The organism is Pseudoxanthomonas sp. (assembly GCF_027498035.1).
Lineage (GTDB): Bacteria > Pseudomonadota > Gammaproteobacteria > Xanthomonadales > Xanthomonadaceae > Pseudoxanthomonas_A.
This window is the reverse complement of sequence record NZ_CP114978.1, coordinates 3,363,525-3,375,316: the sequence shown is the minus strand read 5'-3', so window position 1 is coordinate 3,375,316 and position 11,792 is coordinate 3,363,525. Positions and strand designations below refer to the sequence as shown.

The window sequence follows — 11,792 nt, the reverse complement described above, 5'->3', positions numbered from 1 at the left end:
CCGTCGCCGGCTACAACATGGAGCGTTTTTTCGACACCACCGCCGATGGCAACGGCGCGCCGACCCTGACCGCTGCCGCGTTCGCCACGCGCCTGTCCAAGGCTTCGGTGGCGATCCGCGACTACCTCAACCTGCCCGACATCCTGGCCGTGGTGGAGATGGAGAACCTGTCCACCCTGCAGCAGGTCGCCAACAAGGTGAACGCCGATGCGGTGGCCGAAGGCCTGGCCGATCCTCAGTACGTGCCATACCTGCAGGAAGGCAACGACGTCGGCGGCATCGACGTGGGTTTCCTGGTCAAGACCGCATCGGTCGGCGCCAGCGTGTCGCGCGTCGACGTCAGCGGCGTCACCCAGTACGGCAAGGACACCGTATGGACCGAACCGGCTGGCAGCACCAGCCTGCTCAACGACCGTCCGCCGCTGGCGCTGGATGCCGTGGTGCATTGGGCCGACGGCCGCACCTTCCCGATCACCGTGATCGCCGTGCACCAGCGTTCGCTCAATGGCGCCGACACGCTCGATGCAGCGGGTGAGCGGGTGCGCGCCAAGCGCCAGGCCCAGGCCGTGTTCCTGGCCAACCTGATCCAGGGCATGCAGGAAGAAAACCCGGAGCGCCGCATCACCGTGCTGGGCGACTTCAACGCGTTCCAGTTCAACGATGGCTACGTGGATGCGATGAACACCGTCATGGGCACGCCCACGCCGGACGCGCAGACCGTGGTCACCGGCGACGGCGCCGACCTGGTCAACCCGGACCTGACCAACCTGGGCGAACTGCTCCCGGACGGCCAGAACTACTCGTTCACCTACGACGGCAGCGCCCAGACCCTGGACCACGTGCTGGTCAACGACGCGCTGGTGCTGGCCACGACCGCGTTCGGCATGGACCATGCCCGGATCAACGCGGACTTCCCGGAAGTGGCCCGCAACGACGCCACCTCGCCAGCCCGCCTGTCCGACCACGACCCGGTGGTGGCCTACTTCGAACTGGCGCCCAAGGCCGACCTGGCCGTCACCGCCACGTCCAGCACCGGCAGCGTCACCGCCGGCCAGGCCCTGGCCTACACCGCCACCGTGCGTAACGACGGCCCGGAAACGGCCAGCGCCCCGGGCGTGGGCTTCTCCATCGCCGGCGCGCTGCCGGACTTGGCGGTCACCCCGTCCAGCGGCTGGAGCTGCGACACCGCCCAGGTCGCCGATGGCATGACCTCCGTGGCGTGCAACACCGCCACGCTGGACAACGCCGGCAGCGCCAGCTTCACCATCCGCGCAACGTCCATCGCTGCGCAGTCGGACAGCAACGCAACGCTGGCCGTGGCGGCCACCTCGCAGACCTTCGATCCGGATTCGGCCAACAACCAGGCCGTGACCAGCATCCAGGTCGCCGCACCGCCGACCGCCGACATCGCCGTATCCATCGACGGGCCGGCGTCCATCAAGGCCTATCAGCTGCTGACCCGCTACGTGGTCACCGCCACCAACGCCGGCCAGCCGGCAACCAGGCCGGTGGTGGTGATTGGCGGTAACACGATGAACATCCTGTCGCTGATCAACCCGCCGTCGGGCTGGAGCTGCAGCCGCCAGGGCAACCTGCGCGACATCCAGTTCCGCTGCACCGGCAACAAGGCGCTGGCCAACGGCGCCAAGGCCAGCTTCCCGGTTTGGGTGACCACCGGCACGGCACGCCGTGGCGGCACCGTCCTGGTCGAATCCACCGTCTCGACCACGTCAAGCGAAGCCAACACCAGCAACAACAGCGCGCGATTCACCACCCTGGTCAAGTAACGCCACGGTCAATCGCCTGACGAGAATCCGGCAACAAACGACGCGGCCCTTGATGGGCCGCGTTTTTTTGTGTGAACGCGACCCTACGGAAACGGTTGCTGCTGCGCTGCACGAAGGCAAACCGGGGTTCGGTCATTACCATTGCGCGGCTATGATGAAGTCCACATTCCGCAAGACCGACGATGCCATGACCCTGGCAGCCAGTTTCCAGATCGAATACCTGCAATACCTCAACCCGGACGGTACTTCCAACGGGCGCACGCTGCCCGCGCTGGCACAGGACACCGCCCGCCTGGTCGAACTGTTCAAGCAGATGCTGTTCACCCGTGTCTTCGACACCAAGGCCATCGCCCTGCAGCGCACCGGCAAGCTGGGCACCTACGCCAGCTGCCTGGGCCACGAAGCCACGCACGTGGGGATTGGCGCGGCGATGCGGCCGGAAGACGTGTTCGCACCTAGCTATCGCGAATATGGCGCGCAGTTCATGCGCGGGGTGAAGCCGCGCGAAGTGCTGCTGTACTGGGGTGGCGACGAGCGCGGCAACGATTTCGAAATTCCGCGCAACGACTTCGCCTGGTCGGTGCCCATTTCCACCCAGTGCCTGCATGCCTCCGGCGCGGCGCTGGCGTTCAAGCTGCGCGGCGAAGACCGCGTGGCGGTCAGCACCTGCGGCGATGGCGGTTCGTCCAAGACCGATTTCTATGCCGCGCTCAATTCGGCCGGCGCCTACCAGCTGCCGCTGGTGCTGGGCATCGTCAACAACGGCTGGGCGATCTCGGTGCCGCGTTCGGCCCAGACCGGCGCGCAGACGCTGGCGCAGAAGGGCCTGGCGGGTGGCCTGTTCTGCCTGCAGGTGGACGGCAACGATCTGATCGCCGTGCTCGACGCGATGGAGCAGGCGATGCAGCGCGCGCGCAGCGGCAACGGCGGCACGGTGCTGGAGTTCGTCACCTATCGCCTGTCCGACCACACCACCGCCGACGACGCCCGCCGCTACCGCGACGACGCCGAAGTCAAGGCCGCCTGGGAGCGTGATCCGGTGCCGCGCATGCGTGCCTGGCTGACCGCGCAAGGCCTGTGGGACGAAGCACGGGAAGCCGCCTGGAAGGAGGAATGCGGCCACCGCGTCGACGACGAGGTCAACGCCTACCTGTCCACGCCGGTGCAGCCGGTGGAGGCCATGTTCGACTATCTGTACGCCGATCCACCGCCGGAGCTGCTGAAGCAGCGCGCCGAAGCCATCGCGCGCGACCAGGAGCAGCGCCATGGATGACCACAAGCCCACCGCCAGCCATGACACCGTGTCGGAGTCCGCGCCGATGACCGATTCCGAAACCCCGACCGCCACGCCGATCACCCTGATCGAAGCCATCACCCAGGCGCTGGCCTGGGAGATTTCGCACGATCCGGCCGTGGTGGTGCTGGGCGAGGACGTGGGCGTCAACGGCGGCGTGTTCCGCGCCACCGCCGGGCTGCAGAAGCGCTTCGGTTCCGCGCGCATCCTGGACACGCCGCTGGACGAGACCACCATCGCCGGCCTGACCGTGGGCATGGCCGCGCAGGGCATGAAACCGGTGGCCGAGGCGCAGTTCGACGGCTTCGTCTATCCGATGATCGACCACCTGATCTGCCATGCCGCGCGCCTGCGTTACCGCACCCGTGGTCGCCTGCACTGCCCGATGGTGCTGCGCGTGCCGTGGGGCGGCGGCATCCGCGCACCGGAGCATCACTCCGAAGCCAACGAATCGATGTTCACCAACGTGCCCGGCCTGCGCGTGGTGATGCCGTCCTCGCCGCAGCGCGCCTACGGCCTGCTGCTGGCGGCGATCCGCGACCCGGACCCGGTGATCTATTACGAGCCCAAGCGCATCTACCGCCAGTACAAGGAACTGGTGCCCGATGACGGCGAGGCACTGCCGCTGGACGTGTGCTTCGTCCTACGCGACGGCGCGGACGTGACCCTGGTCAGCTGGGGCGCGCAGGTCAAGGAGACGCTGGAAGCGGCCGATGCACTGGCCGCCGAAGGCATCAGCGCCGAGGTCATCGACGTGGCCACGCTGACCCCGCTGGACTTCGACACCATCGCCGAGTCGGTGGCCAAGACCGGCCGCTGCGTGATCGTGCATGAGGCGCCGCGCACCGCGGGCTTCGGCGCGGAAATCGCTGCACGCCTGGCCGAGGAATGCATGTACGACCTGCTGGCGCCGGTCGAACGCGTGACCGGCCCGGACACGCACATGCCGCTGTTCCGACTGGAAATGAAATACATGCCCAGCACCGAACGCGTGGTCGCGGCCGCCAGACGCACCCTCGCCCGCGGCTAGGCAGGACACCGCCATGTCGCGCGCGCGCGTGATCACCGCACACCGTGCACCGGACCGCGAAGCAATCCGCATTGCGCGCGGCGAAGGCGCGGTGCTGGGCGCATCGGACACCGAGTGGCCCGATTTCGTCTGGGCCACGCTGGCGCAGGGACTGGGCGGCTGGATGCCCGCCGATGTCTTCCACCTGGATGACGTCGGCACGGCCATCGCCCAGCAGGATTACGACACCCGGGAACTGGAAGCCGACGTCGACGACCTGTTGACCGTCGAACGCGAACACGCCGGCTGGTGGTGGGCGCACGATGCGTACGGACGCAGCGGATGGATCCCCGCACGCGCCATTGAATTGATTCAAGAGAATGGGTCCTACTGATGTGACTGGGACCAACCACGCCGCACTTGAGTGCGCGTGGAGCAAGGAAGAACGAAGGAATTTATGTCGATAAATGACCGAGTGATGACGCCGCACCGCGTGCACTCAAGCGCGGCCCTCCGGGTTGCCGTGTCCGGCCGCCAGCCGGCCGCGCGCGGCTTGAACGGGCGGCAAGCCTGCAACTGCGCCGCGCACAACCACCTGGCGGCCGGACACGACAACGTGGATGGCCCCAATCACATCAGTAGGACCCAACCATGAGTGAGAGCAAGACCTTCCACCTTCCCGACCTGGGCGAAGGCCTGCCCGATGCGACCATCGTGGAGTGGTTCGTCAAGGAAGGCGACGTGGTGCGCCTGGACGAGCCGCTGGTGTCGATGGAAACAGCCAAGGCCGTGGTCGAAGTGCCCTCCCCGGTGTCGGGCAAGGTGCTGAAGCTGGCCGGCGCACCGGGCGACATCGTCGATACCGGCGCGATGCTGGCCCAGTTCGAACCCGACCCGAACCTGCCCCAGCGCGCCGACGGCCAGGACACCGGCCATTCGCATGGCCCGCCGAAAGCCGCGCCTGCCGCCGCCAGGCCTGCCGCGGCGCCTGCGCCGCAGACGGTGGTCGAAAGCTTCGACCACGAGCGCGACGATGCCGGCACCGTGGTCGGCGCGATGCAGTCCTCCAATGCCGTACAGACCGAAGCGGCCGTGGCCGTCGGCGGGGTCAAGGCGATGCCGGCGGTGCGCGCGATGGCGCGCAAGCTGGGCGTGGACCTGGCTCGCGTGCGCGCCACCGGCGCCGAGGGCGTGGTGACCATGGCCGATGTGAAGCAGGCCGCGGCCGATGGCTCGGCCAAGGTCGGTGCCACGCCGACGCCTGCCGCACGCGTCGCAGCGCCCGCACCCAGCCCCGCGCCCGCCATTGACCCCAACCGCGCGCGCACCGCGCTGTCGGCCAGCGGCAAGCCGATGCGCACCGCCCCTCCGGGCGTGAGCGCCAGCGGCCAGCCCGAGCCGCTGCGCGGCGTCCGCCGCAACATGGCCCGGGTCATGGCCGACGCGCATGCACAGGTCGTGGCCACCACCCTCAACGACGACGCCGACATCCACGCCTGGGTGCCCGGCAGCGATGTCACCGCACGCCTGGTGCGCGGCATCGTGGCCGCGTGCAAGGCGGTGCCGGCGATGAACGCCTGGTTCGACGGCCAGGCGCTGACCCGCACCCTGCATCCGCACGTGGACATCGGCATCGCCGTGGACACCGACGACGGCCTGTTCGTGCCTGCGCTGCGCAATGCCGACCTGCTCGACGCCGGCGGCGTGCGCGAATCGGTCAATCGCCTGCGCGCGCAGGTGCTCGACCGCTCCATCCCGGCCACCGAGCTGACCGGCTACACGATCTCGCTGAGCAACTTCGGCATGTTCGCCGGGCGCTACGCCACGCCGATCGTGGTGGTGCCGTGCGTGAGCATCGTCGCCGCCGGCCGCGCGCGCTTCCAGATGACCCCGGTGATGGGCGGCTTCGAATCGCACAAGGTCATCCCGCTGTCTGTCACCTTCGACCACCGAGCCTGCACCGGCGGCGAAGCGGCGCGCTTCTTGCGCGCGCTGATCGACGATCTGGCGCTGGCCGACTGACCCAGTCGCCTCGCGTCACCCAGGCAGCGCCGGCGCAAGCCGGCGTTGCCGTTTCCGGCCCATGCCCGCGGCCAGCGTAGGATGCGGCCCTGGTCCTCGCGCCCCGCCTGCCGATGCGTGGCACTCCCCTTCCGCTTCCGATGCGCTGCATGTCCTTCGATTCGCTTGGCTTCGCCCCCGATCTGCTGCCGTTCCTGGCCCGTGCACTGGAACAGGCCGGCGTCACCGCGCCCAGTCCGGTGCAGGCACGCGCTATTCCGCCCCTGCTGCAGGGCCTGGACGTGTTGATCCGCGCGCCGACCGGCAGCGGCAAGACTGCGGCGTTCGCACTGCCGCTGCTGCAGCGCTGCGCGCAGGCGCCGCGCTGCACCGCCCAGCAGCTGCATGCGCTGGTGCTGGTGCCCACGCGCGAACTGGCCACCCAGGTCAGCGAGACACTGGTGCAGCTCGGCAGCCAGCTGCCGCAGCGCCCGCGCGTGGCCACGGCCATCGGCGGCGTGTCGCTCAATCCACAATTGAAATCCCTGCGCGGCGGTGCCGAGATCGTGGTCGCCACGCCCGGCCGCCTGCTCGACCTGGTCCAGCACAACGCGCTGCGCCTGGACACGCTGTCCACGCTGGTGCTGGACGAAGCCGACCAGCTGCTCGCCCTGGGCTTCGGCGATGAACTGGACGCCATCCAGAAGCTGCTGCCGGCCAGGCGCCAGACCGTGCTGGTCTCGGCCACGCTGCCCGACAACATCGCCGCGCTCGCACGGCGCCTGCTGCATGCGCCGCAACAGGTGGATGGCGATGACAGCACGCAGCCACCACCGGACATCACCCAGCGCGCGATCGAGGTCGATCCGCAGCAGCGCACCGCGTTGCTGCGCCACCTGCTGCAGGAAGAAGGCTGGACCCAGGCACTGGTATTCGTCGCCAGCCACCACACCGCCGACACCGTCGCCGACAAGCTGGAACGCAACGGCATCGCCGCGCAGGCGCTGCACGGCACCCTCAGCCAGGGCCGACGCCAGCAGGTGCTGCGCGATTTCCAGGCCAATGCACTCCAGGTGGTAGTCGCCACCGATGTCGCCGCGCGCGGGCTGGACATCCCGGCGCTGCCGCTGGTGGTGAACTACGACCTGCCGCGCGCTGCGGCCGATTACACCCACCGCATCGGCCGCACCGGCCGCGCCGGCGCCAGCGGTACCGCAATCAGCTTCGTCAGTGCATCGACCGAGCCGCAGCTGCGGCTGATCGAGAAACGCCAGCGGGTGCGCGTGCCGCGCGAACGCGTCACCGGCTTCGAACCATCAGCCGAGGCAGCCGTGCCATCGGTGGTCGGCGATCACAACGGCGGCATCAAGGGCCGCCGGCCCAGCAAGAAGGACAAGTTGCGCGCGGCGCAAGCCGCGGCCAACACGCCCGATTGATTCCACGCACGGCCGCCAGCGCGGCCGCTGCTTCAATCTTCGTCGTCGAAATCCAGTTCGGCCGATGGCGCAGCCTTCTCGGCCGGAGGCGCATTGCGCGTGCCCGGCTTGGCCAGCACTTCGACGAAGAACTGATGGCCACCACCCGCCAGCAGCGCATCGATCCCACGGATCAATTCACCGGAAGAAATCGCCGCGGCACTGGCTTCATCGGCGCCCAGGCGCGCATCGAAACGCCACACGTCCGCGCCAGCCGGCAGCGCCTTGCGCTGTTCGCGCGCGATGTACTTGCGGATCTCGTGCTTGCTGGCCTCCAACAGGCGGTCGCGGTTCTTGCCTTCAATCTGGAGCTGGTAGGTCTTTCTCATGGCACATCGATCCAAAACGGCCGCCTATTGTGAGGCCCAGCGGCACCGCAGCGCGAATGCCGCAGCCGGACCAGGCAGAACGATGGGCGCCATTAGCTCCACATCGTTCCATCAATAAGCCCACCCGGGGCTTGAAGCGACGCCCGGGCAGGCAGAGAATGCGCGCCTCACCGCCCCATTCCCGCACACCTCCATGTCCCGCAATCCGCTGTTGATATTGCCGATGACCCCACGCGCAAGCGCGGGCCGGGTGTGCCTGTGCTGGCCGATGGACGCTGGATCCCGCTGATCCGCGCGCGCCATCCGCTCTACCGATCAAGCACCCACCCGGGTGCTTTTTTTATGCCTTTCCACCGCTGCAAACCCCAAGGAGCACGTGCCATGCACCTCGATCCGGAAACCAAACCCTAGCCGTCCGCGTCGAAGCCAACCGATGCGGACGGCCACTTTCGTTGGCAACGCATTGGAGTCACCCGTATGAACACCACGCCCCTGTCCCGCCGCCGCAACCTGGGCATCATTGCCCATATCGACGCGGGCAAGACCACCCTCACCGAACGCCTGCTGTGGCGGACCGGCGCGATCCATCGGATCGGCGAAGTCCACGACGGCGCAGCCACCACCGATTTTTCGGCCATCGAACGCGAACGCGGCATCACCATTGGTGCGGCCGCCGTGCAGGCGCATTGGGCGCCGCGCACCGAGCCCGAACATCACCTGACCCTGATCGACACGCCCGGCCATATCGACTTCGCCATTGAGGTGGAGCGCTCGCTGCGCGTGCTTGATGGCGCGGTCGCGGTGTTTTCCGCAGTCGATGGCGTGCAGCCGCAGTCGGAAACCGTGTGGCGCCAGGCGCGCCGGCACGGCGTACCGCTGCTGGCCTTCGTCAACAAGATGGACCGCGCCGGCGCGGCGTTCGACAAGGTCATCGCCCAGATGCACGACAAGCTCGATGCCACGCCGTGGCCGCTCGGCATCGCCCTGGGCGACGATGGCAGCTTCGACGGCTGGGTCGATCTGGTCGAACGCAGCATCGTCGGCTGGCAGCATCCGCAGCCGGCGACACGGCGGCCGTGGACCGACGACGAACACGCCCGTTACGCGCCTGCCCGCGAACAGCTGATCGCCGCCGTGGCCGACCACGACGACGCGCTGGCCAATGCCTATCTGGACGGCAGCGACATCGGTGCGGACCTGCTGCGCGCCGCCCTGCGCCGCGGCACGCTGGCCGGTGCCGGCGTTCCCGTGCTGGTGGGCTCGGCGTTCAAGCACAAGGGCGTCGAACTGCTGCTGGACGCCATCGTCGACTACCTGCCCTCGCCACTGGATCGCCCGGCGGTGCACGCAGAGAGCAGCGATGGCGACGTGCAGCTCGCCGCCGAGCCGGCCGGTCCGCTGGCGGCGCTGGTGTTCAAGATCACCCACCAGGAACACGCGGCACTGGCGTTCGTCCGGGTGTATTCGGGCACGTTGCGGGTGGGCGACCAGGTTGCGTCTTCGCAGCAGGATCGCCCGCGCCGGATCGGCCGGCTGGCCGTGGTCCAGGCCGACCGCGTGCACGACATCGACCAGGCGCAGGCCGGCGAGATCGTCGCGGTACTCGGCTGGAAGGACGTGGCCAGCGGCGAAACGCTGAGTGCGACCGCGCGGCCGTTACGCCTGGAAAGCATCCAGGCGCAACCGGCAGTGCTGTCGTGGCGGCTGAGTGCGGCCAATGCCAACGACCTGATCCGGCTCGGCCAGGGCCTGGCACAACTGGCGCAGGAGGACCCGTCCTTCCACGTCGCCAGTGATCCAGACACCGGCGAGACGCTGATCTGGGGCATGGGCGAGCTGCACCTGGAGGTGATGGTCGAGCGCTTGCGGACGGAGTGGAAGGTCGATGTGCGCACCGGTTCGCCACGGGTGGCCTATCAGGAGACGCCACGCGTGGTGCTGCACGGCGTGGAAGGCCGCTTGTCCAAGCAGACTGGCGGACACGGCCAGTTCGCGCGCGTGGTGCTGGACATCGCACCGCGCGAGGACGGGCAGGTGGTGTTCGTCGACCGTACGACCGGCGGCGTGGTCCCGCGGGCCTTCATCGCCGCGACCGAAAAAGGCGTGCGTGCGGCACTGGCCGAAGGCCCGCGTGGCTATCCGGTGGTCGGGGTCGAGGTCGCGCTGGTCGATGGCGAGGCACACGCGGTGGATTCGTCGGACATGGCGTTCCAGCGCGCGGCGTCCGAGGCGGTCCGCACCGCCTTGCAACGCAGCGGGACGGTCTTGCTGGAGCCGGTAATGGCGATGGCCATCGATACGCCGGCCAGCCATGTCGGTGATGTGGTCGGCGACCTGCAGCGACGCGACGGCCGCGTCCTGACGATCGAAGACCACGGCGCGCGCGCGGAAGTGCTGGCGCTGGCGCCACTGGCCCAGTTGCAGGCCTACACCACCGCGCTGCGTTCGCTGACCCAGGGACGCGCGTCGGCCAGCCTGCAGTTCGACCGCTACGCGCCCGCACGCGCGGCATGAAGCACGCAGGCCATTGGATTGGGGAGCCGGTCATCCGGCTCCCTTTTTTGTAGAGCGGAGCTCGCTCCGCTGGAGCCGTACCGGAGATCTGGTCGGAAGGCAGCGGAGCAAGCTCCGCTCTACAACACCCCGCCGACGCATCGATAATCGAGCAATCTCACCAAGGAACCCACCATGACCGATTCCAATCCGCATGACCTGCGCATCCTGGTAGCCGGCGGCAGTCGCGGCATTGGCCTGGCGATGGCCGACGCGTTCGCCCGCGAAGGCGCACAGGTCTCGATCTGCGCGCGCAGCGAAGGCTCGCTACGGGACGCCGTCGCCACGCTGTCACGGCACGGGCGCGCCGTGCATGCCCTGTCCTGTGACCTGTCTGACGCGGACCAGATCGAAGCCTGGGTCACGGCTGCGGCTGCGGCCTTCGGTGGTATCGACGTGGTGGTCAACAACGCCTCGGGTTACGGCAACGGCAGCGACGACGCCAGCTGGCTGGCCGGTTTCAACGTCGACCTGATGGCCGCGGTGCGCACCAACCGCATCGCGCTGCCACACCTGCGCCGTAGCGCGTCGCCATCGATCATCAACATCAGTTCGATCAACGGCTCGGTGCCGACGCCACGCGCCGCCGCATACTCCACCGCCAAGGCCGCGCTGAACTACTACACCGTGACCCTGGCCGCCGAACTGGCGCGCGAGAGGATCCGCGTCAATGCCATCGCCCCCGGCTCCATCGAATTCGCCGACGGCCTGTGGGACAAGCGCAGGACCGCCGAACCGGCGCTGTACGCACGCATCCGCGACAGCATTCCGTTCGGTCGCTTCGGCGCGACGGAGGACGTAGCCGAAGCCGCCGTGTTCCTGGCTTCGCCGCGCGCACGCTGGATCACCGGCCAGGTGCTGGCGGTCGATGGCGGCCAGGCGCTGGGTGCCTGACGCGGGCACGGCGTAAGCTCGCCGCATCGTCATCGCATGCCCCATCAGGGAACACACCATGGCCCACCGCAGTCGCCTTGCCGGTTTCATCATCGACTGCCAGGACGGCAGCCTGGCCGAACACGCAGCGTTCTGGAGCCAGGCATTGGGCCTGCCCGTCACCGATCCTGACGAAGGCGGCGAAGACCGCTATACGGTCCTGCAGGATGGTCCGGGCGGCCTGCATGTCGAAGTGCAGAAGGTTGGGCACCCGTCACGCGTGCACCTGGATATCGAGGCCGACGACATCGACGCCGAAGTCGCGCGCCTGGAAACCCTCGGCGCCAAGCGCATCCAATGCATCCGCGAGCGCTGGTGGGTGATGGAAGCGCCAACCGGCCATCGCTTCTGCGTGGTGCCGATGAAGGAAGAACGTGGACGTACGGCGCCAAACAAATACGTTTAATGCTT

General features: G+C 68.5%; 10 protein-coding genes. 9 read left to right on the top strand and 1 reads right to left on the bottom strand.

From position 1 onward, the window contains the following. The first annotated feature begins 17 nt into the window (after window positions 1–17). The 6 genes from O8I58_RS19280 (at window position 18) to O8I58_RS14720 (ending at window position 7,527) form a co-directional block, all read left to right on the top strand. Window positions 18–1,787 carry a hypothetical protein gene (locus O8I58_RS19280; protein WP_345781343.1) on the top strand — a complete coding sequence of 590 codons (1,770 nt, stop codon included), beginning with the start codon at window positions 18–20 and terminating at the stop codon, window positions 1,785–1,787. Window positions 1,788–1,974: 187 nt separating this feature from the next. Then, a complete protein-coding gene (gene pdhA, locus O8I58_RS14740; RefSeq protein ID WP_298323027.1) occupies window positions 1,975–3,060 on the top strand; it encodes a pyruvate dehydrogenase (acetyl-transferring) E1 component subunit alpha in 1,086 nt (361 codons plus the stop codon). A gap of 46 nt (window positions 3,061–3,106) precedes the next feature. Further along, window positions 3,107–4,111 (top strand): alpha-ketoacid dehydrogenase subunit beta, encoded by a 1,005-nt coding sequence (locus tag O8I58_RS14735; RefSeq protein WP_298323022.1) that lies wholly within the window; start codon window positions 3,107–3,109, stop codon window positions 4,109–4,111. 13 nt (window positions 4,112–4,124) lie between these two features. Next, complete coding sequence (locus tag O8I58_RS14730) at window positions 4,125–4,484, top strand: SH3 domain-containing protein (protein ID WP_298317620.1); 360 nt, start codon at window positions 4,125–4,127, stop codon at window positions 4,482–4,484. Between the two features lie 257 nt (window positions 4,485–4,741). Continuing rightward, window positions 4,742–6,112, top strand: a complete 1,371-nt coding sequence (locus O8I58_RS14725) for a dihydrolipoamide acetyltransferase family protein (protein WP_298317618.1) — start codon at window positions 4,742–4,744, stop codon at window positions 6,110–6,112. A gap of 149 nt (window positions 6,113–6,261) precedes the next feature. After that, window positions 6,262–7,527, top strand: coding sequence for a DEAD/DEAH box helicase (locus O8I58_RS14720; RefSeq protein ID WP_298317615.1), 1,266 nt, complete (start codon window positions 6,262–6,264; stop codon window positions 7,525–7,527). 32 nt (window positions 7,528–7,559) lie between these two features. On the opposite strand, the gene O8I58_RS14715 is transcribed toward O8I58_RS14720, so the two are convergent. Next, window positions 7,560–7,895, bottom strand: coding sequence for a DUF6172 family protein (locus O8I58_RS14715; protein ID WP_298317612.1), 336 nt, complete (start codon window positions 7,893–7,895; stop codon window positions 7,560–7,562). A 477-nt stretch (window positions 7,896–8,372) separates the two neighbouring features. Between O8I58_RS14715 and fusA the strand changes: the two genes are divergently transcribed. The 3 genes from fusA (at window position 8,373) to O8I58_RS14700 (ending at window position 11,787) form a co-directional block, all read left to right on the top strand. After that, entirely contained in the window at window positions 8,373–10,409 is a 2,037-nt protein-coding gene (fusA, locus tag O8I58_RS14710; protein WP_298317609.1) for an elongation factor G, read from the top strand. A gap of 174 nt (window positions 10,410–10,583) precedes the next feature. Then, entirely contained in the window at window positions 10,584–11,342 is a 759-nt protein-coding gene (locus O8I58_RS14705; RefSeq protein ID WP_298317606.1) for an SDR family NAD(P)-dependent oxidoreductase, read from the top strand. A gap of 58 nt (window positions 11,343–11,400) precedes the next feature. Further along, on the top strand, window positions 11,401–11,787 hold the full coding sequence (locus O8I58_RS14700) for a VOC family protein (RefSeq protein ID WP_298317603.1): 387 nt from the start codon (window positions 11,401–11,403) through the stop codon (window positions 11,785–11,787). Window positions 11,788–11,792 lie beyond the last annotated feature (5 nt).

What these genes read in the sequence shown, in the direction of transcription:
- O8I58_RS14725 (WP_298317618.1), top strand. Translation starts at nt 4,742, where the DNA reads ATGAGTGAGAGCAAGACCTTCCACCTTCCCGACCTGGGCGAAGGCCTG.
- O8I58_RS14715 (WP_298317612.1), bottom strand. Translation starts at nt 7,895, where the DNA reads ATGAGAAAGACCTACCAGCTCCAGATTGAAGGCAAGAACCGCGACCGC.
- pdhA (WP_298323027.1), top strand. Translation starts at nt 1,975, where the DNA reads ATGACCCTGGCAGCCAGTTTCCAGATCGAATACCTGCAATACCTCAAC.
- O8I58_RS14705 (WP_298317606.1), top strand. Translation starts at nt 10,584, where the DNA reads ATGACCGATTCCAATCCGCATGACCTGCGCATCCTGGTAGCCGGCGGC.
- O8I58_RS14700 (WP_298317603.1), top strand. Translation starts at nt 11,401, where the DNA reads ATGGCCCACCGCAGTCGCCTTGCCGGTTTCATCATCGACTGCCAGGAC.
- fusA (WP_298317609.1), top strand. Translation starts at nt 8,373, where the DNA reads ATGAACACCACGCCCCTGTCCCGCCGCCGCAACCTGGGCATCATTGCC.
- O8I58_RS14730 (WP_298317620.1), top strand. Translation starts at nt 4,125, where the DNA reads ATGTCGCGCGCGCGCGTGATCACCGCACACCGTGCACCGGACCGCGAA.
- O8I58_RS19280 (WP_345781343.1), top strand. Translation starts at nt 18, where the DNA reads ATGGAGCGTTTTTTCGACACCACCGCCGATGGCAACGGCGCGCCGACC.
- O8I58_RS14735 (WP_298323022.1), top strand. Translation starts at nt 3,107, where the DNA reads ATGACCGATTCCGAAACCCCGACCGCCACGCCGATCACCCTGATCGAA.
- O8I58_RS14720 (WP_298317615.1), top strand. Translation starts at nt 6,262, where the DNA reads ATGTCCTTCGATTCGCTTGGCTTCGCCCCCGATCTGCTGCCGTTCCTG.